Annotated in this window: 19 protein-coding genes, 1 tRNA gene and 1 pseudogene; 9 read left to right on the forward strand and 12 right to left on the reverse strand. The window is 71.4% G+C overall.

Annotated elements, in window-relative coordinates; translation table 11 throughout:
- Positions 1 to 67: 67 nt before the first annotated feature.
- Complete coding sequence (locus ACFY3N_RS12550) at positions 68 to 976, reverse strand: chitosanase (protein WP_390816616.1); 909 nt, start codon at positions 974 to 976, stop codon at positions 68 to 70.
- Positions 973 to 1,899, reverse strand: coding sequence for a rhomboid family intramembrane serine protease (locus ACFY3N_RS12555; protein ID WP_390816617.1), 927 nt, complete (start codon positions 1,897 to 1,899; stop codon positions 973 to 975). The genes ACFY3N_RS12550 and ACFY3N_RS12555 overlap by 4 nt, the downstream gene beginning before the upstream one ends.
- 145 nt (positions 1,900 to 2,044) lie before the next feature.
- Here ACFY3N_RS12555 and ACFY3N_RS12560 point away from each other — a divergent pair, with 145 nt between their 5' ends.
- On the forward strand, positions 2,045 to 2,764 hold the full coding sequence (locus ACFY3N_RS12560; protein ID WP_390816618.1) for a vWA domain-containing protein: 720 nt from the start codon (positions 2,045 to 2,047) through the stop codon (positions 2,762 to 2,764).
- A gap of 103 nt (positions 2,765 to 2,867) precedes the next feature.
- Here the strand turns inward: ACFY3N_RS12560 and ACFY3N_RS12565 are convergent, their stop codons facing one another.
- Complete coding sequence (locus tag ACFY3N_RS12565) at positions 2,868 to 3,764, reverse strand: hypothetical protein (protein ID WP_390816619.1); 897 nt, start codon at positions 3,762 to 3,764, stop codon at positions 2,868 to 2,870.
- Positions 3,765 to 3,845: 81 nt separating this feature from the next.
- On the opposite strand from ACFY3N_RS12565, the gene ACFY3N_RS12570 reads away from it, so the two are divergent.
- The 3 genes from ACFY3N_RS12570 to pepN all read left to right on the forward strand — a co-directional run bounded on the left by ACFY3N_RS12570 (position 3,846) and on the right by pepN (position 7,501).
- The gene (locus ACFY3N_RS12570; protein WP_390816620.1) at positions 3,846 to 4,223 is read left to right on the forward strand and encodes a chorismate mutase; all 378 of its coding nucleotides are present in this window, start codon (positions 3,846 to 3,848) and stop codon (positions 4,221 to 4,223) included.
- Between the two features lie 110 nt (positions 4,224 to 4,333).
- On the forward strand, positions 4,334 to 4,876 hold the full coding sequence (locus tag ACFY3N_RS12575; protein WP_390816621.1) for a two-component system response regulator: 543 nt from the start codon (positions 4,334 to 4,336) through the stop codon (positions 4,874 to 4,876).
- Between the two features lie 48 nt (positions 4,877 to 4,924).
- Positions 4,925 to 7,501, forward strand: a complete 2,577-nt coding sequence (gene pepN / locus ACFY3N_RS12580) for an aminopeptidase N (protein ID WP_390816622.1) — start codon at positions 4,925 to 4,927, stop codon at positions 7,499 to 7,501.
- A gap of 92 nt (positions 7,502 to 7,593) precedes the next feature.
- Here the strand turns inward: pepN and ACFY3N_RS12585 are convergent, their stop codons facing one another.
- The gene (locus tag ACFY3N_RS12585) at positions 7,594 to 8,205 is read right to left on the reverse strand and encodes a TetR/AcrR family transcriptional regulator C-terminal domain-containing protein (RefSeq protein ID WP_390816623.1); all 612 of its coding nucleotides are present in this window, start codon (positions 8,203 to 8,205) and stop codon (positions 7,594 to 7,596) included.
- A gap of 57 nt (positions 8,206 to 8,262) precedes the next feature.
- Between ACFY3N_RS12585 and ACFY3N_RS12590 the strand changes: the two genes are divergently transcribed.
- A complete protein-coding gene (locus ACFY3N_RS12590; protein WP_390816624.1) occupies positions 8,263 to 9,786 on the forward strand; it encodes an FAD-dependent monooxygenase in 1,524 nt (507 codons plus the stop codon).
- On the opposite strand, the gene ACFY3N_RS12595 is transcribed toward ACFY3N_RS12590, so the two are convergent.
- The gene (locus tag ACFY3N_RS12595; RefSeq protein ID WP_390816625.1) at positions 9,783 to 10,247 is read right to left on the reverse strand and encodes a hypothetical protein; all 465 of its coding nucleotides are present in this window, start codon (positions 10,245 to 10,247) and stop codon (positions 9,783 to 9,785) included. The two genes, ACFY3N_RS12590 and ACFY3N_RS12595, sit on opposite strands and share 4 nt — an antisense overlap.
- Before the next feature lie 174 nt (positions 10,248 to 10,421).
- Between ACFY3N_RS12595 and ACFY3N_RS12600 the strand changes: the two genes are divergently transcribed.
- Positions 10,422 to 11,825 carry a lysine N(6)-hydroxylase/L-ornithine N(5)-oxygenase family protein gene (locus ACFY3N_RS12600; RefSeq protein ID WP_390816626.1) on the forward strand — a complete coding sequence of 468 codons (1,404 nt, stop codon included), beginning with the start codon at positions 10,422 to 10,424 and terminating at the stop codon, positions 11,823 to 11,825.
- Positions 11,826 to 11,851: 26 nt separating this feature from the next.
- On the opposite strand, the gene ACFY3N_RS12605 is transcribed toward ACFY3N_RS12600, so the two are convergent.
- Positions 11,852 to 13,657, reverse strand: a complete 1,806-nt coding sequence (locus ACFY3N_RS12605; protein WP_390816627.1) for a bifunctional metallophosphatase/5'-nucleotidase — start codon at positions 13,655 to 13,657, stop codon at positions 11,852 to 11,854.
- Between the two features lie 153 nt (positions 13,658 to 13,810).
- Here ACFY3N_RS12605 and ACFY3N_RS12610 point away from each other — a divergent pair, with 153 nt between their 5' ends.
- Together ACFY3N_RS12610 and pyk are read left to right on the forward strand one after the other, a co-directional pair.
- On the forward strand, positions 13,811 to 14,482 hold the full coding sequence (locus ACFY3N_RS12610; protein WP_390816628.1) for an SIMPL domain-containing protein: 672 nt from the start codon (positions 13,811 to 13,813) through the stop codon (positions 14,480 to 14,482).
- Positions 14,483 to 14,616: 134 nt separating this feature from the next.
- A complete protein-coding gene (pyk, locus tag ACFY3N_RS12615; RefSeq protein WP_390816629.1) occupies positions 14,617 to 16,053 on the forward strand; it encodes a pyruvate kinase in 1,437 nt (478 codons plus the stop codon).
- A gap of 21 nt (positions 16,054 to 16,074) precedes the next feature.
- On the opposite strand, the pseudogene ACFY3N_RS12620 reads toward pyk, so the two are convergent.
- Together ACFY3N_RS12620 and ACFY3N_RS12625 are read right to left on the reverse strand one after the other, a co-directional pair.
- Positions 16,075 to 16,847, reverse strand: a pseudogene (locus tag ACFY3N_RS12620) (transcriptional regulator).
- Between the two features lie 106 nt (positions 16,848 to 16,953).
- Positions 16,954 to 17,026 (reverse strand) — tRNA-Leu (locus ACFY3N_RS12625).
- A gap of 105 nt (positions 17,027 to 17,131) precedes the next feature.
- Between ACFY3N_RS12625 and ACFY3N_RS12630 the strand changes: the two genes are divergently transcribed.
- Positions 17,132 to 17,788: an ANTAR domain-containing response regulator gene (locus tag ACFY3N_RS12630; protein ID WP_085574833.1), complete on the forward strand. Its 657-nt coding sequence runs from the start codon at positions 17,132 to 17,134 to the stop codon at positions 17,786 to 17,788.
- 66 nt (positions 17,789 to 17,854) lie between these two features.
- Here the strand turns inward: ACFY3N_RS12630 and ACFY3N_RS12635 are convergent, their stop codons facing one another.
- The 4 genes from ACFY3N_RS12635 to ACFY3N_RS12650 are packed head-to-tail and all read right to left on the reverse strand — an operon-like array spanning position 17,855 to position 22,195.
- Complete coding sequence (locus tag ACFY3N_RS12635; RefSeq protein WP_390816630.1) at positions 17,855 to 18,571, reverse strand: ABC transporter ATP-binding protein; 717 nt, start codon at positions 18,569 to 18,571, stop codon at positions 17,855 to 17,857.
- Positions 18,568 to 19,428: an ABC transporter ATP-binding protein gene (locus ACFY3N_RS12640; RefSeq protein ID WP_390816631.1), complete on the reverse strand. Its 861-nt coding sequence runs from the start codon at positions 19,426 to 19,428 to the stop codon at positions 18,568 to 18,570. Before ACFY3N_RS12640 ends, ACFY3N_RS12635 begins: the two co-directional genes overlap by 4 nt.
- Before the next feature lie 5 nt (positions 19,429 to 19,433).
- Positions 19,434 to 21,260 carry a branched-chain amino acid ABC transporter permease gene (locus tag ACFY3N_RS12645; protein WP_390816632.1) on the reverse strand — a complete coding sequence of 609 codons (1,827 nt, stop codon included), beginning with the start codon at positions 21,258 to 21,260 and terminating at the stop codon, positions 19,434 to 19,436.
- 5 nt (positions 21,261 to 21,265) lie between these two features.
- Positions 21,266 to 22,195: a branched-chain amino acid ABC transporter permease gene (locus ACFY3N_RS12650; protein WP_390816633.1), complete on the reverse strand. Its 930-nt coding sequence runs from the start codon at positions 22,193 to 22,195 to the stop codon at positions 21,266 to 21,268.
- Positions 22,196 to 22,299 lie beyond the last annotated feature (104 nt).

Here is a 22,299-nt window from a genome sequence, read left to right on the forward strand (position 1 = left end):
ACGGAACACACAGGAGGCGCCTGCCCCCAGTCCCCGACCGGACGCATGGGCAGGCGCCTTCACGTGTTCAGGGAAGCCGGTAGTGGTCCCCGTACATCTCCCACACCAGGGGGGTGTCCAGGCCCAGGTTCCCGGCCTCCAGGAACCGGCGCTGGGCCGTGTCGACGCGGGAGGCGTCGTGCCCCGGGTACCGGGTCAGCAGGGCCTCCCGGCGGATGCCGAGGAAGGCGTCCAGGTACCCCGTCTCGGAGCCGCCCGCGGCGGGCGTCTTCGCCTGCTTCAGCGTGCGCTCGCGCAGCGCGTAGAAGCCGTCCGCGTCGGTGTCGGGGCCGTGGAAGACCATCGCGTCGAAGTAGACGAACTGGCCCAGCGTGCCGAGACCGTCCAGCTTGGCGAGCCGGACCGCCGGCTCGAAGTAGATGCGGTCGCGCTCCGCCTCCTGCGCCGCCCGGAAGGCGGGCACCCGCGCCTCCGCCTTCCAGGCGGCCGGGAAGCCGGGGTCCAGGCCCTCGTGGGAGTCCGAGCCGTCGACCTCGCGCAGGGCGGGCAGATAGGACGCCAGCCCGTTGTCCGGGTGGTCCTCGGTGTAGCTCTCGACCAGCATGAGCAGATCGTGGGTGCCGGTGCAGAAGCCGATGATGCCCGCCGTGTAGCCGCAGCCGTCGCCCTCGTCCTCGATGGCCCCGTAGGTGCTGCGCCAGTCGGTGGTCGAGTGCTCGGCGCTCGCCACCAGCCGCTGGGCCAGCTCCTTCTTCGCGGGCGCGGCCAGCCCCGGCGGCATGGCGGCGACGACCGCGTCGTCCTCGTCCCGCTCCCGTTCCTGCTCGGCCCGGTCCTTGGCGTCCTCACGGGCCGACCGGGCGGTGGCCGCGGGCGGCGCCGCCGACGTGCCGGCCGAGTCCGCCGGCATGACGAAGTACACCCCCGTGGCGATCACGGGAACGGCCGCGAGGAGCAGCACACCGGCACGTTTCACTGGGGGACGCCTCCACCCGTCAGTTCGGACACCTTGACCGCCGCCGCCACCGACAGCACCACCACCAGCGCCACACACGCGCCCACCTGCACCACCGTCCGCCGCCCGTCCCTGGGAGCGTACGCGAACGCCAGCGCCACCGCGCCGCCCGACAGCAGTCCGCCGAGGTGCCCCTCCCAGGACGTGACGACCGCGGAGACCACCAGCCACAGCAGCAGCCCCGCCATGAACCGGTTGACCCCGGCCATGTCGGCCCCGACGCGCCGGGCCATCACGTAGTACGCGGCCCCCACCCCGAAGATCGCGCCGGACGCGCCGACCACGGCGTCCTCGGGCGCGATCAGCAGCACCAGCACCGAACCGCCCAGCGCCGACAGCAGGTACAGGACGAGGTAGTGCACCCGGCCCAGCATCGGCTCGACGAGCCGGCCCAGGTTCCACAGCGCCACCATGTTCATCACCACGTGGAGGATCCCGAACGTGCCCTCGGTGGGCGGCAGATGCAGGAACGCGCCGGTCAACAGCCGGTACCACTCCCCGTCCACCAGGCCCTCCGGGCCGAAGCCCGCGGGGTACGGGTCGACCCACAGGTAGTGCTCGCCGTCCGGCCCGAGCAGCCCCGCGCCCACCATCGCGAACCGGTCCACGATCTCCGGCCGCGCCAGCTCCGCCAGGTACACCAGCACATTGAGGACGATCAGCCCGTACGTCACGACGGGCACCGCCGAGACCCGGCCGCCCACCAGGGTGCGGGCCTGCCGTACCGACCGGGCGCCCTCCTTGACGCACTCGGGGCACTGGTGGCCCACGGCCGCCTCGCGCATGCAGTCCGGGCAGATGTACCGCTCGCAGCGGACGCAGCGGACGTGGCACTCCACCTCGGGATGGCGGTAGCAGGTGGTGACGGTGGACTCGGAATCCACGGGCCGGCTCCTCGGGAGGGACGGGACGGAAGTGAGCCGGTGGGGACGGCGGCGAACAAAATAGCGAACACCTGTGAAGGGGCTGAGAGGCGGGGGTGAGCGTGCCGTACTCTCGTGGCCGGGTCCGTGACCGAGGGGGAGCCGTATGGCCGCGATCAGTCTGCGCAAGGTCGAGGAGACGGCACCCGCGCTGGCCGGCCTCTACAGGACCGCCGGGGTGTCACTCGCCAAGCACGGTCTGGACGGGCTGCGCGCCGCGGTCTACCTGGTGGTCGACTACTCCGGCTCGATGAAGCCGTACTACGAGGACGGCAGTGTGCAGGCGCTCGCCGACCGGGTGCTGGGCCTGTCGGCGCACCTCGACGACGACGGAACCGTGCCGGTCGTCTTCTTCTCCACCGACGTCGACGCCGTCACCGGCATCGCCCTCGCCGACCACCGGGGCCGGATCGAACGGATCGTGTCCGGCCTCGGCCACATGGGCAGGACCAGCTACCACCTGGCGATGGACGCGGTCATCGACCACTACCTGGACAGCGGCTCCACGGCCCCCGCCCTGGTGATCTTCCAGACCGACGGCGGCCCCGTCAGCAGACTCGCCGCGGAGAAGTACCTCTGCAAGGCCGCCCGCCTCCCCCTCTTCTGGCAGTTCGTCGGCTTCGGCGACCCGCACGGCAAGCAGTTCGACTACCTGCGCAGACTGGACGAACTGGCCGTCCCGGCGAAGCGGGCCGTCGACAACGCGGGCTTCTTCCACGCGGGCGAGAACCCCCGCGGGATCCCGGACGCCGACCTCTACGACCGCCTGGTGTCCGAGTTCCCCCGGTGGCTGGCAGCGGCACGGGCCCAGGGCATCGTGGGGTAGGACGACCCCCCGGGGACCCGGGGCCGTACCGATGTGCGGCTCCGCCGCGTGGGCGCGACGGGCCACCACGCGCCCGCACCCGGGGAACCGGGCACCGGCACCGCTAGGTGTCGCACTCCAGCACCGTGCGGCACAGCCCGCACCGCGCGCGCACGCGCCCCCGCACCGGCACCCGGATCCGCTGGTGACACGTGGGGCACGGGAACGACACCCGCAGGGAGCCGTGCTCCTGCGGAGTGAAGGCGTACGGCACGTCCAGGTCCCCCGCGGGCACGCGGTCCTCCCGCGCGTGCCGGCGATCGCGCGCGTACCGCCGTCTGCCGGCCCACCCGGCGGCGGTGAGCGGCTGCTGCTGCCCGTCCCGGCGCGCCAACGCCACCCCCTTCGTGTACGCCGTGTACGCCTGCGCGCTGGTGAACCACACCGACGGATCCTCCCCGAACACCAGCGACCGCTTCGCCAGCACGTACCCGAACTCCTCCGGGGTGAGGTACCCCAGCTTCTGCGACGACGCCCCGTCCTCCCGGAACGCGTCCAGCAGCAGCCACCCCGCCCCCAGGTACGTCGCCGTCGTGTCCGTCAGGATCTCGTTCTCCCGCGTCCCCGGGAACGACAGGTCCAGCCGGTGCAGGTACACGTGTGCCACCTCGTGCGCCAGGGCCGCCCCGATGTCCCGCCGATGCGTCCGGAACCTGTCGTTCAGTTCGACGAAGTACTCCGGTCCGGCCGTCAGCTCCACGTTCGCCGCATGCGTCATCTCCCGGAACCCGACGATCAGCCGCGCGTCCGGCAGCCGGTAGTGCCGCACCAGCTCGCGGGCCACCCGCTGCGCCCCCAGATGAAGATCGTCCGTGTCGCAGAACGCCACGTCGGCCGGCGCCACACTCACCGAGAAGGCGCGGACCGTGTCGTACGACAGACGCCGGTACAGCGCGGTGACGGCCGCCCGCACCGTCTCCAGATGCGGGTAGCCGTGCTCCACCGGTCCGCCGTTCGCCACGTCTCACCCCCGGACGCCCTGAACCCGGTTCCACTGTACGGGCCCGCCCCGGCCCACGCCCGCCCCGTAAGGTGACCCATCATGACCACCAGCAACACCACCACCGGTGCCGTCGACCCAGCCGTCCACGAGGAGCTCGTCCGGCTGCGCGACAGCATCGACAACATCGACGCGGCCGTCGTCCACATGCTCGCCGAACGCTTCAAGTGCACCCAGCAGGTCGGCCGGCTCAAGGCCGCGCACCAGCTGCCGCCCGCCGACCCGGGCCGGGAGGCCCGCCAGATCGCCCGGCTGCGCGCCCTCGCCGAGAACGCCAAACTCGACCCGGCCTTCGCGGAGAAGTTCCTGAACTTCATCATCGCGGAGGTGATCCGCCACCACGAGCGCATCGCCGAGGACACCCTGGGCGGCGCCACGCCCTCAGCGAACCACGCCACGACGTCCTCCCCCGGGGAGTGACAGAGCCGCCCGCGCGGGGCATGCTGCGCTGTGCACTCCTCGTCGGCCGGTGAGCACCGCCGGCCGGCACCCGGACAGCCATCCGGTCCCTTGCGAGGAGGGACGTGCGCATGCCGCCGAACGCCCGGATCCTCATCGTCGACGACCACGAGGACACCCTGTACGCCCTGGAGAGCGCCCTGGCCCCGCTGGGCCACCTGCTGGGCCGGGCCACCAGTGGCGACGAGGCCCTCAAACAACTGCTGCGCGGAAACGTCGGCCTGCTGCTCCTCGACGTCCGGCCGCCCGGCGCCGGCGGACTCGACGTCGTGCGCTACATGCGGTGCCTGGAACAGACCCAGCTCATCCCCGTGGTCCTGCTCACCGGCTTCGCCCGCGACCCGCAGCTCGGCGCCGCCGCGTACGCCCTCGGCGTAGCCGACCTCGTCACCAAACCGGTCGACCCGTGGGCGCTGCGCACCAAGGTCCGTCACCTCTACGACGCGCACCAGCGCCACCTCGCCCTGGAACGCGAGATCCGCGCCCTGCGCGCCCGGCTCGGGGAACGCAACCCCGCCCCCGGACATCCCGCCCCGCCCCACCCGCACGCGCACATGCCGCCCGGACAGCCCGCCGGGGCGCACACCGGGGAGCTCGAACGGGACCGGACATAGGGCGCGTACCCGATCCGCCCCTGTGGTTCGGCGACCGCATCAGGCAGCATGGCCCGCATGTCCGTACTGACGCGCGACGAAGCGCAGAACCGAGCACAGCTCCTCGACGTCCACCGCTACACGATCGAACTCGATCTGAGCGGTGGGGACGAGACGTTCGACTCCCGCACCCTGATCAGGTTCAGCGCCCGCACGGACGCGGACACCTTCGTCGAGCTCAAGCCCGCCGAGCTGCGCTCCGCCACCCTCGACGGGCAGCCCCTGGACGCCGGCACCCTCGACGGCAACCGGCTGCCGCTGAGAAACCTCACCGCCGGCGAGCACGAGCTGCGCGTCGACGCGAGCATGCGCTACTCCCGCACCGGCGAGGGCATGCACCGCTTCACCGACCCCACCGACGGCGAGACCTACGTCTACACCCAGCTGTTCCTCGACGACGTGCAGCGTGTCTTCGCCGCCTTCGACCAGCCCGACCTCAAGGCCGTCTTCGAGCTGACCGTCACCGCCCCGCGGCACTGGACCGTCCTCGCCAACGGCGTCACCGAGCACACCGGCGAAGGCGTGTGGCGGGCCGCGCCCACCCCGCCGATCTCCACCTACCTCGTCGCCGTCGCCGCCGGGCCCTGGCACTCCGTGCGCACCGAGCACCGCGGCCTGCCCTTCGGCATCCACTGCCGCCGCTCGCTCGCCCCCCACCTGGACGCGGACGCCGACGAGCTCCTCGACATCACCCGGGCCTGCTTCGACCGCTACCACGAGAAGTTCGAGGAGCCCTACCCCTTCGACTCCTACGACCAGGCCTTCGTCCCCGAGTTCAACGCGGGCGCCATGGAGAACCCCGGACTGGTCACCTTCCGCGACGAGTTCGTCTACCGCTCCGCCGTCACCGACACCGAGCGCCAGACCCGCGCCATGGTCGTCGCCCACGAGATGGCCCACATGTGGTTCGGCGACCTCGTCACCCTCACGTGGTGGGACGACATCTGGCTGAACGAGTCCTTCGCCGAGTACATGGGCTACCAGACCCTCACCGAGGCGACCCGCTTCACCGACACCTGGACCGACTTCGGCGTCACCCGCAAGCCCTGGGGCTACGACGCCGACCAGCGGCCCTCCACCCACCCCGTGGCCCCCGAGAACGTCGAGGACACCGCCTCCGCCCTCCTCAACTTCGACGGCATCTCCTACGCCAAGGGCGCCTCCGCGCTGCGCCAGCTCGTCGCCTGGCTCGGCGAGAAGGACTTCCTCGCCGGCATCAACACCCACTTCGCCCGGCACCGGTTCGGCAACGCCGGCCTCGCCGACTTCATCGACTCCCTCGCCACCGCCACCGAACGCGACGTCCACGCCTGGGCCGACGCCTGGCTGCGCACCACCGGCGTCGACACCCTCACCCCCGAACCGAGGAGCGGCGACAACGGCCACTGGCACCTCGGCATCGGGCACGACGGCAGCCCCGGGGCCCGGCCCGGGCCCGGCCCCGACGAGAACGTCCCCGGCCCGGCCGACGCCGGCGGCACGCGCCCGCACCGCATCACCATCGGCGTCTACGACCACGACCTGCACGAAGCCGGCCGGCTCACCCTGCGCGACCGCTTCGAGGCGGACGTCCCCGCCCACGAGGACATCGCCATCAGCACCGGCGGCACCCGCCCCGCCCTCGTCGTCCTCAACGACGGCGACCTCACCTACGCCAAGATCCGCTTCGACGCCGAGTCCCTGGAGACCCTGCGCGCCCACCTGTCCGGCCTGCCCGAACCCCTCACCCGCGCGGTGGTGTGGAACGCGCTCAGGGACGCCGTCCGCGACGGCGACCTGCCCGCCACCGACTACCTGGACGTCGCCCGCACCCACCTCCCGCACGAGACGGACCTCGCCCTCGTCCAGGGCGTCCTCACCTTCGCCTCCGTCCACATCGCCGACCGCTACCTCGCCCCCGACCGGCGGCCGGCCGCGCTCACCACCCTCACCCACCTGTGCCGCGACTTCATCCGCCGCACCGAGGACGGCGACAACCCCGGCCTGCGCCTCATCGCCGTACGCCAGTTCATCGACGTCGCCGCCCACCCCGACACCATCGCCGCCTGGCTCGCCGACGGCACCGTCCCCGGCGGCCCCGAACTCGACCCCGAACTGCGCTGGCGCGTCCTCGCCCGCCTCGCCGTGCTCGGCGCCACCGACGAGGCCGCCATCGCCGAGGAGTTGCGACGCGACCCCAGCGCCACCGGCCAGGAGGGCGCCGCCCGCTGCCGCGCCGCCCTGCCCGACGAGGAGGCCAAGGCCCGCGCCTGGGAGGCCATGTTCGGCTCCGACGACCGGGCCGACCTGTCGAACTACCTGTTCACCGCCACCGCCCAGGGCTTCTGGCAGCCCGAACAGGCCGACCTCGTACGGCCCTACGTGTCCCGCTACTTCAAGGACGCCGTCGCCGTCGCCGCCCGCCGCGGACCCGCCATCGCCGAGGCCGCCGGACGCTGGGCCTTCCCCGCCCACGCCGTCGACGCCGAGACCCTGAAGCTCGGCCAGAAGTGCCTGCGCAAGGCCGACCCGATCCCCGCCCTGCGCCGCAAGCTCGTCGACCAGCTCGACGACCTGGCCCGCGCCCTGCGCGTCCAGCAGGCGTAACCGGGCGCGCGGGCCCCGCCCGTCCGCCCGGTGGGCGCGGACGGGTGGGCTCCGCGCCCGGAGCCCGAGCCCCGGCGCGCGCCCCTCACCGCTCACCGCCGGGCGAGGATCGCGGTCAGGCCGTGTTCGAAGCGCTCGTCGAAGGCGCCCGGGGCGAGATGGCCGAGCACGCGGTGGAGGGCGGGGTGGGCCGTCTCCGAGACCGCGTTCGCCAGTCCGGCGCCCGGCGCCCGGTGCCCGGCGGCCTGCTCCTCCTGGACGAGACCGAGGGCGAAGTAGACGACCGTCCATGAGGTCCACGCGGCCTCGCGCTCGCCCCGGCCGCCCTCCAGGAGCGCGCCTACCAGGGTGTCGGCGAAACGAAGGGTGTGCGGTTCGGCGGCATAGGTGCCGACGACGAGCGCGGCGCCGTCACGGTGGGTGAGCAGGGCGCGGCGGTAGCGGCGGAGCAGTTCGCGGACGCGCTCGTCCGGTGAGGCCGGCAGCCCGTCCAGCGGGATCTCGCCCAGCACGGCGTCCGCCATCAGCTCCAGCATCCGGGCCTTGGTCTTCACATGCCACAGCACGGTGTTCATCCGTACGCCGAGCCGGTCGGCGACCGCACGCGTGGACAGCGCGTCGAGGCCCTTCTCGTCCAGGAGCTCCAGCGCGGTACGGATCACGGTGCCCGGATCGAGACGACCACCCGCTTGCCTATTGGTCATTGACCTAGTTTACTGCGTCCCCAAGAGATTGGTCACTGACCAAGAAGGGGTGGGTTCATGGAACAGCAGCAGGTGGTCATCGCCGGAGGGGGCCCCGTCGGGCTCTGGCTCGCCGCCGAACTGCGGCTGGGCGGGATCTCCGTGACCGTCGTCGAGGAGCGCACCGGGATCGACGGGCGCTCCAAGGCGCTCACCATCCACCCGCGCACCATCGAGGTGCTGGCCTCGCGCGGGGCGCACCGGCCGTTCCTCGCCGAGGGCCTGCCGATCCGGGGCGGCCACTTCGCGATGCTCGACGACCGGCTCGACTTCCGGGCACTGGACACCCCGTTCCCGTACACCCTCGCCCTGCCCCAGGCCCGTACCGAGGAACTGCTCCAGGAGCGCGCGCTGGGCCTGGGCGCGCGGATCGTGCGGGGTCACCGCCTCACCGGGTTCACCGAGCACGCGGACGCGGTGACCGTACGGGTGACGGGCCCCGAGGGGCCGTACGGGATCCGGGCGTCGTACGTCGTCGGCTGCGACGGCACCCGCAGCACCGTGCGCACCACCGCCGGCATCGACTTCCCCGGCACACCGTCGACCGTCCTCGGCTGGCTCGGCGACGTCACCCTGGACCGCCCGCCGCAGCCCGGCTTCAGCGCCTTCACGCTCCGCGGCGGGGTGATGGTCGCGCCGCTGCCCGGTGACCGGTTCCGCGTCGTCGGCGTCAGCCCCGACAGCCTCACCACCGGGCGGCCCGGCGACCTCACCCTGGACGAGCTGCGGGAGAAGACCCTCGCCATCGCCGGGGACGACTTCGGCATGCGCGACGCGTCGTGGCTCTCCCGCTTCGGCAACGCCACCCGGCTGGCCGCCGCGTACCGGCGCGGACGCGTCCTGCTCGCCGGCGACGCCGCCCACCAGCACTTCCCCGCGGGGGGAGTCGGCATGAACGTCGGCATCCAGGACGCGCACAACCTCGGCTGGAAGCTGGCCGCGACGCTGAACGGCAGGGCCCCGGACGGTCTGCTGGACACCTACCACAGCGAACGCCACCCGGTCGGCGCCCAATTGACGGCACACAGCCGCGCCCAGACCGCCCTGATGACCACCTTCACGCCCGAGGGCCTCGACCTGCGAGCCGTACTGAGCGAACTGATCGCCACACAACCCGAGTTCAACCGCGCGCTGGCCGAACGGCTCACCGCCCTGGCGGTCACCTTCCCCAGCCCCGACCCGACGGCCCACCCACTCACCGGCACCCGGGCCTTCGACCTCGCCTTCGCCGACACGGACGACACCCTGTTCACCCTGCTGCCCCCGGACGCCCACCTCCTGCTCGACCTCACGGCCGACCGCGCGCTCGGTGACCGCGCGCTGCCGGGGCTCGCCGTCCACACCGGGACACTGGCGCGGACCCCGGGCGCCTGGGCCGGGGTCCGCGCCGCCCTGATCCGCCCCGACGGGCACGTCGCCTGGGCCGGCACCGACCGGGAGGACACCGCACTGCGCACGGCCGCGGACAAGGCCATCGCCACCGTGCACCGAGCCGCGGCCCGTCAGCGGGAGGCGGGCCGTGCCGCGCCGAGCGGCCGCTAGACGCGGCGGCCCCGGAAGGCGTGCCGTCTCCCGCCCGGCGCCCGTGCCCGACCTGCTCGCCGCACATCGACCTGATCTCCTCCAGCGGCTCCGGGCAGTGCTCGCCGTACGTGCCCACCGCGTGCCGCGTCGTCGAACGGCGGCGGCAACGGACGCTTCCGCGTCAACGCGGTGAGCGCCTCGGTGACCCACGGCACGTCGGTCGGGCCCGCCGCCTCGCAGGCCAGTCGGGCGGCCGGCAACGCCACCGCACGCTGGTTGTCGGGACCGGTGTCGTCGAGGGCGTGCACCGGGTCGCTGTCGAAGCGGAGCAGACCGAGGACGTTGCTCCCGCGGGCACCGCGCAGTCCCTCGCTCGGCAGCCGCCCGCCCCACTGCCACCGCTCGTAGTGCAGTCGCCGCTCCCGTGCGGCGCGCTCCTCCGCCCGGCGGGCCGGGCGTTCGGTCCCGGCGAGAGACACGGAGGCACCCCGCACAGACCTCACCATTCCGGGCCTACCCCCTTTCGGGTCCAATTCCCGGGCCTTTCGGGCGTGGCGTCCTCCCGCGCGTACAGGCTGGGGCCCCGCCACCCGCCCCGGCGGCCATGCGGGCCTCCTCGCCCCCGTCCACCAGGCCCACGCGGAAGGACCCCGATGACCCCCACGTCCCCAGACGCACCCCGCGACCTCGTCGGCGTCGGCATCGGCCCCTTCAACCTCTCCCTCGCCGCCCTCGCCCACCCCCTCCCCGGACTCCGCACCGCCTTCTACGACCGGTCCCCCCACTTCACCTGGCACCCCGGTCTGCTCCTCGACGACGCCACCCTCCAGGTGCCCTTCCTCGCCGACCTCGTCACCCTCGCCGACCCCACCAGCCCCTGGACCTTCCTCAACCACCTCAGAGCCCGCGAACGCCTCTACCCGTTCTACTTCACCGAGCACTTCCACATCCGCCGCACCGAGTACGACGCCTACTGCCGCTGGGTCGCCGAGCGCCTCCCCGCGCTCCACTTCGGCCACCGCGTCGACTCCGTCCGCTGGAACCCCGAACACGCCCTGTTCGAAGCCGACCTCACCCGGACCGACCCGGACGGGCGGGACGTCTCCGCGGGCCGTGTCCAGGCCCGCCACCTCGTCCTCGGCGTCGGCACCGAGCCCTGGGTGCCCGAGCCGCTGCGGCCCCTCGCCGAGGCTCCCGGCATCCCCGTCGTCCACTCCGACGACTACCTCGCCCACCGCGACACCCTCCTCGCCGCGGACCACGTCACCGTCGTCGGCACCGGACAGTCCGGCGCGGAGATCTTCCTCGACCTGCTGCGCCACCGGCCCGTGGGCCGGGAACGCCTCCACTGGATCGGCCGCACCGGGGCCTTCGCCCCCATGGAGTACTCGAAACTCGGCCTGGAGCACTTCACCCCCGACCACACCCGCTACTTCCACGCCCTGCCCGAACCCGTCCGCGACCGGCTCGTCCCGGCCCAGTGGCAGCTCCACAAGGCCATCGACGCCGGCACCGTCGCCGCCGTCCACGACGAGCTCTACCGGCGCACCCTGCACGGCGGCTGGCCCGACACCGTCCTCACCCCCGCCGTCCGCGTCCACGCCGCCGGCCGCTCCGGCCCCGCCCGCATCGAACTCCACCTCGAACACACCGTGCAGCGCACCCGCACCCGCCTCACCACCGACGCCGTCGTCCTCGCCACCGGCCACCGCGGGCGCCCCCTCGACCACCTGCTCGCCCCCCTCGCCCCCCACCTGCGCCGCGACCGCGCCGGCCGGCCCCGCGTCGACGCACACTTCCGCCTCGACCTGGACCCCTCGGTCACCGGCAGCGTGTACGTCCAGAACGCCGAACTCCACACCCACGGCGTCGGCGCCCCCGACCTCGGACTCGCCGCCTGGCGCAGCGCCACGATCCTCAACCACCTCACCGGCCGCCGGGTCTACCCCCTGCCCGCCCGCACCGCCTTCACCACCTTCGGCCTCCACCCCCGCACGCCACAGGTCCCGCCCGCCCGGCGAGCCGCACGGCTCACCCCACTGGCGGACGGGACCTGAGCATCACCCGTACGGAAGAACGCCGGTCAGAACACCGGCGTGCCGTCCCGCGTCAGCCTCCAGTCGACGGACGCGAAGTCCTGCGGGTCCAGCACACCCTTCGCCGTCACCCATTCGGCGATCCGGGTCCGGATCTCCGTCGACTCCGCCCACAGCTCCTTCGCCGACGCCACGTGCGGGAACGCGCCGCCCCCGTTCGCCCGGTAGTTGTTCACCGCGAACACGAACCGCGCCGCGTCGTCCAGCGGGGCACCGCCGAACGTGACGTTCCCGATGCGCGAGCCCGCCGGCCGCGCGATGTCGATGTCGTAGGCGAGCCCCGAGACGTAGTCGTAGTTGTAGTCCGGACGGCCGCCCGCGTTCGTCAGCTTCGCCACGTCCACCGGCGCACCCGCCGCCGTCTGCACGAAGTACTCCGCCGAGTACTCCAGGTACGCCCGGACCTGCGCGCCCGTCATCAGCTTCGCCACCAGCGTGTTGTCGTACACGTACAGGCTCGACAGGTCCCGGATCGTCACCTCGCCCGCCGGGATCTGGGAGGTCCGCGAGAACGGCGACGCCTGCGACAGCACCGGCAGCGACGCGTACTCGGTGCCCGCGAGGGCCGCCTTGACCACGTCCTCCTGCACCTTGGCGATGAGGTCGATGATCGGTGCGTCCTTGTAGCGCGCCTCCACCGTGGTCAGGGTCTCCGTCGCCGTGCCGACCACCTGATTGACGTACGACACGACCACCGCGTGCTCGTCCGACAGCAGCTCGGTGATCGCCGGGTCGTCCTTCACCGTCGCCGCGTCCCGCAGCGACGCCCGCACCGACTCCACCCGCCACCGGCCCCGCTCGAAGGCCAGCTCGAAGTCGAACAGGGTCAGCCGCTCCGCATAGCACAGCGGCTCCGACAGCACGACCTCCCTGCCGGTCTCCTCGTTGACGACCCGCAGCTCCGCGATCTCCTGGTGCGCGTGCCCGACCAGGATCGCGTCGATCCCCGGCACCTGCCGCGCCACGTTCGCCGCCGCGTTCTCCACGTACGGCAGCTGGTCACCGTACGAGGACGTGCCCGACGACCCCGAGTGCGCCGACACCACCACCACGTCCGCGCCCATCGACCGCAGCTTCGGCACCCACTTCGCCGCCTGCTCCTCCAGACCCGGGAACGTCAGCTTCCCCTGCACGTACGCCTTGTCCCAGATCGCGATACCGGGGTTGGTGAGCCCCAGCACCGCCACCTTCACCGGGGGAGCGCCCTTCACCCGGAACGTCTTGATGAAATATGGCGGGAAGGCCGGCTTCAGCGTCCTCGCGTCCAGCGCGTTCGCGCCCAGCAGCGGGAAGTCGCACTGCTCCTCGAACTTCCGCAGCGTCTCGATGCCGTAGTTGAACTCGTGGTTGCCGAGCGCCACCGCGTCGTACCCGATGGCGTTCATCGCCTGCGCCATCGGGTGCACCGGACCGCCCTCGGCGGTGATCGGGTCCACCTTCGCGAAGTAGTACGTCAGCGGGGTGCCCTGGATGGTGTCGCCCGCGTCCAGCAGCAGCGTGTTGCGCCGGCCCTTCTCCTCGCGCACCTGCTCCACCAGCGTCGACACCCGCGCCAGCCCCTGCGCGTTGCCTGCCGCGTCCGCGTACTCCGCGTCCTTGAAGTAGTCCCAGTTGAAGACGTGACCGTGCAGATCGGTCGTGCCCATCACGGTCAGCGCGTACCGCTTCACCGGCTTCCTCCCCCGCTGCGCCCCGGCGGCCTCGGCCGCGGGAACCGCCGCCGTACCCGCCAGGGCCACCCCCGCCCCCGTCACGGCGGACCTCTTCAGAAACTTCCGGCGGTTCAACGGCATGTCAGGCTCTCCTCGCACAACAACGGAACAACGCGCGTAGATTCGCCCGATGATTCTGACCTGAACACGCCCATCCGGAACAGTCCCCCCAGGTTGCGATCCGGTGTCCGGCAACCGCCCCGCACCCGCACGACCGGTGACACAGTGGAGCGTATGACCACCCCTCACCCGTACGGCACCCCCGGCGCACCCCATCTCGCCGTCCGCGGCGAGGCCCACCTCGAAGCCGCCCCCGACCTCGCCCGCGTCACCGTCACCCTCACCGCGCGCGGCCGCGACCGGCGCACCACCCTCGACGACCTCACCCGCCGCAACGCGGCCGCCCTCGACGTGCTCAAGTCCTACGGCGACGCCGTCGAACACCTCGAAACCGGCGCCCTCACCGTCACCCCGGAACTCACCGCCCACGGCCGCGGCGAACGCGTCCGCACCCACCACGGCACCGTCCACCTCACCGCCGGACTGGGCGACTTCACCGCCCTCGGCGCACTCGTCACCCGTCTGGCCGATCTCGACCTCACCCGTGTCGACGGCCCCTGGTGGGCCCTCCGCCCGGATTCCCCCGTGCACCGTGAGGCCCGGCAGCAGGCGGTGCGCGACGCCGTCCGGCGCGCCCGTGAGTATGCCGAGGCACTCGGCACCACCCTCGCCGCCCTCATCGAACTCACCGACACCGGGACGGGGCCCGAACCCTTCGCCCGGGCCCGTACCACGGCGTTCACCACGGCCACCGAGGACGCCCCGCCCCTCGACCTCGAACCCCGGCGGCAGCCCGTCCACGCCGAGGTCACCGCCAGCTTCACGCTCCAGCCGCCCCGCCTGTAGAACCGGAGTTCGAGCGCTCGTCGGAGCGACTCGGTGCACACTTCAGCACTTGTCAACAACCCTTCAGCCAATGGCCGTTGAGTCGTCACACGCAACCGGATCACTACCGGCGGGTAAGCCCTAGGGTCGGAAACATGCGCCGAGCGAAAATCGTCTGCACCCTGGGCCCCGCCACCGACTCGTACGACCGGATCAAAGCCCTGGTCGACGCCGGAATGGACGTCGCCCGACTCAACCTCAGCCACGGCGAACACGCCGAGCACGAGGAGCGCTACCGACGGGTGCGGAAGGCCGCCGACGAAACCGGCCGCAGCGTCGGCCTCCTCGCCGACCTCCAGGGCCCGAAGATCCGCCTCGGCCGCTTCACCGAAGGCCCCGTACTCCTCGAACGCGGGGACACCTTCACCATCACCGTCGAAGAGGGCACCGAAGGCGACCGCGACATCTGCGGCACCACCTACGCCGGCCTCGCCACCGACGTCACCCCCGGCGAACGCATCCTCGTCGACGACGGCAGGGTCACCCTCGAAGTCACCGCCGTCGACGGCCCCCACGTCCGCACCACCGTCATCGAGGGCGGCGTGGTCTCCGACCACAAGGGCCTCAACCTCCCCGGCGTCGCCGTCTCCGTACCCGCCCTCTCCAAGAAGGACGAGGACGACCTGCGCTGGGCGCTGCGCACCGGCTTCGACGTCATCGCCCTCTCCTTCGTCCGCAGCGGACGCGACATCAAGGACGTCCACCGCATCATGGACGAGGAGGGCCGCCGCCTCCCCGTCATCGCCAAGGTCGAGAAACCCCAGGCGGTCGAGAACATCGACGACATCGTCGCCGCCTTCGACGGCATCATGGTCGCCCGCGGCGACCTCGGCGTCGAGATGCCCCTCGAACAGGTGCCCATCGTCCAGAAGCGCGCCATCAAACTCGCCAAGCGCAACGCCAAACCGGTCATCGTCGCCACCCAGATGCTCGACTCGATGATCGACAACGCCCGGCCCACCCGTGCGGAGGCCTCCGACGTCGCCAACGCCGTCATCGACGGCACCGACGCCGTCATGCTCTCCGGCGAGACCAGCGTCGGCAAGCACGCCGTCGAGACGGTGCGCACCATGGCCCGCATCGTGGAAGCCGCCGAGGAGGACATCCTCGCCAAGGGCCTCCCGCCCCTCACCGCACGCAACAAGCCCCGCACCCAGGGCGGCGCGGTCGCCCGCGCGGCGGCGGAGATGGGCGACTTCCTCGGCGCCCGCTTCCTGGTCGCCTTCACCCAGTCCGGCGACACCGCCCGCCGCCTCTCCCGCTACCGCTCCCCGATCCCCCTCCTCGCCTTCACCCCCGACCCCGCCACCCGCTCCCAGCTCAGCCTCACCTGGGGCGTGGAGACCTTCCTCGGCCCCCACGTCGACTCCACGGACGCGATGGTCGACCAGGTGGACGAACTCCTCCTGAGGTACGCCCGCTGCGAGAAGGGCGACACGGTCGTCATCACGGCGGGCTCCCCACCGGGCGTCTCCGGCTCGACGAACCTGGTCCGGGTCCACCACATCGGCGAGGACGACAGCCCGAAGTGACCGGGCCGGGCCCCGGGGCGGTCAGTACTTGGGGCCCACGTGGAGATCCATGAGGGCTACGGAGGCTCTGCGGGCGATGGAGATCGTGACCGCGGCGCGGCTCTGGTTGAGCGGCTTCCACTCGACACCGACGCGATCGAGGGTGTCCGTGAAGAGACGGATGATGTCGGCCGAGGTGTTGGTGAAGAAGTGCCGAGGGTATTCGTAGCGCTTGCGCTCTCCGGCGATGATGCGGGTCGTCCAGTTGGTGACGCGGCAGCCGTCCGAGTGGATGAGCCCGCGGACGAACCGCCAGGGGTGGTCATCGACGATGGCCTGTTGCCAGGGCTCGAGGGCGATGGTGCGGGTGTGCTTCATGCCCGGGCCGTGCTGGGGGAAAAGACAAGGCCAGTGCTTGCTGGTACTGGTGACCGAGACGCATCCCTGTTTCTGCACGCGGAAGACGCTGTTGTCCGGGCGGGTGGTGCGCAGTGCCGTCTCGCACTCGTCGATGATGCCCGGCCAAGCGTTGTCCAGGACGATGCGCATGAAGTACACGCCTCTGCGGTGGGCGCTGATACAGCCGTCGCCGAGGTAGAGGCCGAGAAGATAGGCGTGGCCGCGGGGTCGTCGGGTGCGCTGGGGGCGTCCTGACAGCGAGGGCAGGGTGTACCTGCGTGTCTGAGCGGCTCGATGCGTGTCTGCCAGGAGCGGATGGCGTATCTGGAGATACCTGTCTCTTTGCTGACAGCGTTCAGACTGCGTCCTTGTGCCACCAACGCCAGCGCCCGCTTACGCGTGCCCATGTCGTACATACCGACCACTTTGGGTCGCTCATCGTGATCGCATGCGGCAAAAAGCGGATGTTCACGGGAACGTGGACATCCGCTTTTCGTGTCGACCTTGCGATTGAAGGAAAAGTACCCCGGGTGGGATTCGAACCCACGCTGTCGGTGGTTTGAGCACCGTGTCTCTACCGCTGGACTACCGGGGCATCCTTTGAATCAAAGGTTGGCGGTTACCCGCCGTGCCCCCACTTTACCGCAGCTAGGTACGCTCTTGTCAGCAGTACCGGTCTGCCCCGCACCAAGGAGCCCACGTGAGCGCCCCCGAGTCGCCCCAGCCTGTTGACGTGCCCGATGACGACAAGTCGCACGTGCCTCCGATGACGACCCGTGTCGTGATCGCCGAGGACGAGGCGCTGATCCGGCTCGATCTCAAAGAGATGCTGGAGGAGGAGGGGTACTCCGTCGTCGGTGAGGCCGGTGACGGCGAACAGGCCGTGGAGCTGGCCCGCGAGCACCGGCCCGACCTGGTGATCCTCGATGTGAAGATGCCGAAGCTGGACGGCATCTCCGCGGCGGAGAAGATCGCGGAGGAGAGCATCGCCCCGGTGCTGATGCTGACCGCGTTCTCGCAGCGCGACCTGGTGGAGCGGGCGCGGGACGCGGGCGCGATGGCGTACCTGGTGAAGCCGTTCAGCAAGAGTGACGTGGTGCCCGCGATCGAGATGGCGGTGTCGCGGTTCACGGAGCTGAAGGAGCTGGAGCGCGAGGTCGCGGACCTGAGTCTGCGGCTGGAGACGCGGAAGCTGGTGGACCGGGCGAAGTCGGTGCTGCAGACGCAGTACGGGCTGACGGAGCCGGCGGCGTTCCGGTGGATCCAGAAGACGTCGATGGACCGGCGGATGTCGATGCAGCAGGTGGCGCAGGCGGTCATCGACGACGCCGAGGAGAAGAAGGCGTCGAAGGGCTGAGGGCCCGCACACGGCCGGAGGCCCGCGCTCCCTGTACGGCAGGGGGCGCGGGCCTCGTCGTACCGCTCAGTCCTCGCCGAGGTAGGCCTTGCGGACGGACTCGTCGTGGAGGAGGTCCTGCCCGGTGCCGGAGAGGACGATCTTGCCGACCTCCATGACGTGGGCGTGGTCCGCGAGGGAGAGCGCGGCCTGGGCGTTCTGCTCGATGAGCAGGATGGTGGTGCCCTGGGACTTGAGCTCGGCGATGGTCGCCATGATCTTCTGCATCATGATCGGGGAGAGGCCCATGGAGGGCTCGTCGAGCATGAGCAGTTTGGGCTGGGACATCAGCGCCCTTCCCATGGCGAGCATCTGCTGCTCGCCGCCGGAGAGGGTGCCCGCGGCCTGCTTGTGGCGTTCCCCGAGGATGGGGAAGAGGTCGTAGGCGCGTTTGATGTCCTTCTCGATGCCTTCCTTGTCGTTGCGGAGGTAGGCGCCGAGGCGGAGGTTGTCCTCGATGGTCATGCGGGGGAAGATGTGCCGGCCCTCGGGGGAGTGGGCGAGCCCCAGGGACACGATCTTGTGTGCCGGGATCTTCTTCAGCGACTGGCCGTCGAAGCTGATCCGGCCGGAGACCGGCTGGAGCAGTCCGGACAGGGTCCGGAGCGTGGTGGTCTTGCCGGCGCCGTTGGTGCCGATGAGGGTGACGACCTCGCCCGCGTCGACCTTGAACGAGATGCCCTTGACGGCCTCGATCTTGCCGTAGGCGACCCTGAGGTCCTCGACCTCCAGCAGTGCGGTCACTTGTCGTCCCCTTCTGTGGTGCTGTGCGCCTCGGCGGCTTCGACCTCGGCGGCTTCCTCCTGGCCGGGGGCGCCTTCGAAGGGGGTGCCGAGGTAGGCGGCGATGACGCGTTCGTCGGCCTGGACCACTTCGGCGGGTCCCTCGACGATCTTCTCGCCCTGGACGAGGACGGCGACCCGGTCGCAGAGGTTCATGATGAACCGGATGTCGTGCTCGATGACGAGGACGGCGATGCCCTGGTCGCGGATGGCGAAGATGAGTTCTTCGGCGGCGCGGGTCTCCTGCGGGTTCATGCCCGCGGTGGGCTCGTCGAGGAGGAGCAGGCCGGGCTCGCTGGCGAGCGCCCGGGCGATTTCGAGCTTGCGCTGTTCGCCGTAGGGCAGGTTGCGGGCGAGGTGGTCGGCCTTGGCGGCAAGGCCGGTGAACTCCAGGAGTTCCATGGCCCGTTCGCGGGAGGCCTGTTCGGCCTTCTTGAAGCCGGGCAGTCGCAGCAGGGCGGACCAGAGGCCTTCCTTGGTGCGGGTGTGCCGGCCGACGAGCACGTTCTCCAGGACGGTCATGTTGGCGAAGAGCCGGATGTTCTGGAAGGTGCGCGCGATGCCGGCCTGGGTGACCAGGTGCGGCTTGGGCGGCAGGACGGTGCCCTTGTAGGAGACCTTGCCCTCGGTGGGGACGTACAGGCCGGTGAGGCAGTTGAAGAAGGTGGTCTTGCCGGCGCCGTTGGGTCCGATGAGGCCGACGATCTCGCCGCTGTTGACGGTGAGGTCGACGGAGCGCACTGCGGTGAGACCGCCGAAGCGCATGGTGACGTCGGTGGCGTCGAGGACGGTCGTGGTGGTGGGTGCGGTGGTGGTCATGGCGGTCACGCCCCTGCCTTCGCGACGCCGGTCGCGCCGTCGGGGAGCGGCTTGTCGTCCGGTACGTCGAGCTGTCCGGTGTCGTGGAACTCGAGCTGCTTCCTGCGGTCGGCGACCAGTCCTTCGGGGCGGAAGCGCATGAGGAGCATGAGCGCGGCGCCGAAGAGGAGCAGCTGGTACTCCGCCATGAACTGGAGCTTGGCCGGGATCAGGTAGAGCAGCGCGGCGCCGATGAGGGGGCCGCTGATGGTGCCCATGCCGCCGAGGATGACGGCGGCGAGCAGGAAGGCCGAGTTCGGCGGCACGGAGCCGGCGAACTGGTACTGCTCGGGGGTGACGCTGTAGGACACGTGGGCCTGCACGGTGCCGGCGAGGCCGGCCAGGCAGGCGCCGAGGGCGAAGGCGAGGAGCTTGAGGCGGAAGCCGTTGATGCCCATGGCGGTGGCGGCGGTCTCGTCCTCGCGGATGGCGACCCAGGCGCGGCCGATGCGGGATTCCGCGGAGCGGCGGAAGACCAGGACGACGACGGCCGTGAACAGCAGCATCAGCAGGTAGTAGTTGCCGGAGCGGGTGAGCTCGTGGCCGAGGACGTCGTGCGGCAGGCCCAGGTTGAATCCGAAGATCTCCAGGTCGGGGATGTTCGGGATGCCGTTGGAGCCGTTGGTGACGTCGGGTCCGCTGTTGCCGTTGAGGTTGTTCATGGTGATGCGGAAGATCTCGCCGAAGCCGAGCGTCACGATGGCGAGGTAGTCGCCGCGCAGCCGCAGGGTGGGTGCGCCGATCACCACGCCGAAGATCAGCGAGGCGAGGGCGCCGGTGAGGACGGCCGCCCAGAACGGGAAGTGCACGCCGATGCTCGACTGCGGGGAGCCGGAGACCAGGGCGGCGGCGTAGGCGCCGACGCCGAGGAAGGCGACGTATCCGAGGTCGAGGAGGCCGGCGAGGCCGACGACGACGTTGAGGCCCAGGGCGACCGTGGCGAAGATCAGGATGTTGGCGCCGATGAGGGCGAACTGGTCGTTGCTCTGTGTGAAGGGGAAGCAGATCGCGGCGGCGAAGGCGGCCGCGAGGGTGACGTTGCGGTGCTTGGCGGTGAGTGCCGAGAGCCGCTTGAGGAGCCCCGCGCGGATGACCGCGGTGAAGCCGAACGCGGCGGTGATCAGGAAGCCGATGAACAGCTCGGAGTACTCGGTGCCGATGCCGTACGCGAAGACGTACAGGCCGGTGCCGAAGCCGGCGGCGATGATGAGGATCTCGGCCCAGGCGGGCAGGTCCCGGGGACGGCCGGGCTCGGGGGCGGTGAGGGAGTGGCGGATGCGGCCCCACAGGCCCGGGTGCGGCTCGTCGGCGTCGTACGGCTGGTCGGCGGGGAGGCCGAGGGCGCCGACGACGGCGACGAGGGCGCCGACGCCGGAGACCCAGGCGCCCGGTTCGAGGTTGACGAGGCCGCCGAGTTCCTGGCTGATGGCGCCCATGGCGTAGCCGGTGGTGCCGAGGACGCCGAGGGCGCTCAGCAGGGCGGGGCTGTTGGTGCCGCCGGGGGTGAGCCAGCCCAGTCCGCGGATGCCGTGGCCGGACAGGGCGAACAGCAGGGTGAGGAGGGCGCCGACGAGGGTGAGGACCTGCAGGCCGCCGGGGTAGCCGGTGACGGTGAGGTCGCCGGGGAACTCGTCGGTCCAGGTCCAGGCGAGGAAGGTGCCGGCGAGGGCGACGGCGGCGCCGGCGACGGTGGTCGCACGGGCCGCGGCGGGCGGCAGCGGGACGACCGGGGCGGCCGGTGCCGTGGCCGCCTTGGTGGTGGCGGTGCCGGTGGTGGGAGTCTTCGTGGTCATGGGTATCACGCCCGATCCGCGACGCGTTCGCCGAGCAGGCCTTGTGGCCGGAAGAGCAGGACGAGGATGAGCAGGGCGAACGCCCAGACGTCCTTCCAGGCGCCGCCGCCGAAGAGGTCCATGCCGGGGACGTTGGCGACGTAGCCGGTGGCGAGGGCCTCGGCGACGCCGAGGACGATGCCGCCGAGCATGGCGCCGTAGATGTTGCCGATGCCGCCGAGGACGGCGGCGGTGAAGGCCTTGAGGCCCATCAGGAAGCCCATGCGGAAGCCGACCTGGCCGTTCTTGAGGCCGTAGGCGACGGCGGCGATCGCGGCGAACGCGGCGCCGATGGCGAACGCCATCACGATGATGCGGTCGGTGTTGACGCCCATCAGCTTGGCGGTGTCGGGGTCCTGGGCGGTGGCCTGCATGCCGCGGCCGGAGCGGGTCTTCGACACGAAGAGGCCGAGGGCGATCATGCACAGCGGGGCGGCGACGATGACGAAGAGGTCACCGCGCTGGATGGTGGCGCCGAGGACGTCGATGGCCTCGCCCTCGAACTGCGGGAAGGAGCGGTCCTTCTTGGCCTCCGGGTACCACATCCACACGATCTGCTGGAGGACGATGGACAGGCCGATGGCGGTGATCAGTGGTGCGAGCCGTGGCGCGGTGCGCAGGGGCCGGTAGGCGAAGCGTTCCGCCGCGGTGGCGAAGGCCACCGAGACGATGACGCCGCCGAGGATCATGAGCGGGATGGCGGCGCCGAGGGCGAAGCCGTCGGGAAGTATCAGGAACACGGTGAGGGCCCCGAAGCCCCCGACCATGAAGATCTCGCCGTGGGCGAAGTTGATGAGCTGGACGATGCCGTAGACCATCGTGTAGCCGATCGCGATGAGTCCGTACATCGCGCCGAGGATGAGTCCATTGGCCAGCTGTTGCGGCAGTTCGTTCACCGCAGGGCCTCCGTGGAGTGGTTCGGATACGGCGCCGCGCGGGAGCGCTGGTGGGCGCTCCCGCGCGGCCTGGGGTCAATGTGTGAGGGGGAGTGTCCTCAGGT

This window comes from Streptomyces sp. NPDC000348 (assembly GCF_042898795.1).
Lineage (GTDB): Bacteria > Actinomycetota > Actinomycetes > Streptomycetales > Streptomycetaceae > Streptomyces.

What these genes read in the sequence shown, in the direction of transcription:
- ACFY3N_RS12560 (WP_390816618.1), top strand. Translation starts at nt 2,045, where the DNA reads ATGGCCGCGATCAGTCTGCGCAAGGTCGAGGAGACGGCACCCGCGCTG.
- ACFY3N_RS12570 (WP_390816620.1), top strand. Translation starts at nt 3,846, where the DNA reads ATGACCACCAGCAACACCACCACCGGTGCCGTCGACCCAGCCGTCCAC.
- ACFY3N_RS12575 (WP_390816621.1), top strand. Translation starts at nt 4,334, where the DNA reads ATGCCGCCGAACGCCCGGATCCTCATCGTCGACGACCACGAGGACACC.
- pepN (WP_390816622.1), top strand. Translation starts at nt 4,925, where the DNA reads ATGGCCCGCATGTCCGTACTGACGCGCGACGAAGCGCAGAACCGAGCA.
- ACFY3N_RS12585 (WP_390816623.1), bottom strand. Translation starts at nt 8,205, where the DNA reads ATGACCAATAGGCAAGCGGGTGGTCGTCTCGATCCGGGCACCGTGATC.
- ACFY3N_RS12590 (WP_390816624.1), top strand. Translation starts at nt 8,263, where the DNA reads ATGGAACAGCAGCAGGTGGTCATCGCCGGAGGGGGCCCCGTCGGGCTC.
- ACFY3N_RS12600 (WP_390816626.1), top strand. Translation starts at nt 10,422, where the DNA reads ATGACCCCCACGTCCCCAGACGCACCCCGCGACCTCGTCGGCGTCGGC.
- ACFY3N_RS12605 (WP_390816627.1), bottom strand. Translation starts at nt 13,657, where the DNA reads ATGCCGTTGAACCGCCGGAAGTTTCTGAAGAGGTCCGCCGTGACGGGG.
- ACFY3N_RS12610 (WP_390816628.1), top strand. Translation starts at nt 13,811, where the DNA reads ATGACCACCCCTCACCCGTACGGCACCCCCGGCGCACCCCATCTCGCC.
- pyk (WP_390816629.1), top strand. Translation starts at nt 14,617, where the DNA reads ATGCGCCGAGCGAAAATCGTCTGCACCCTGGGCCCCGCCACCGACTCG.
- ACFY3N_RS12640 (WP_390816631.1), bottom strand. Translation starts at nt 19,428, where the DNA reads ATGACCACCACCGCACCCACCACCACGACCGTCCTCGACGCCACCGAC.
- ACFY3N_RS12645 (WP_390816632.1), bottom strand. Translation starts at nt 21,260, where the DNA reads ATGACCACGAAGACTCCCACCACCGGCACCGCCACCACCAAGGCGGCC.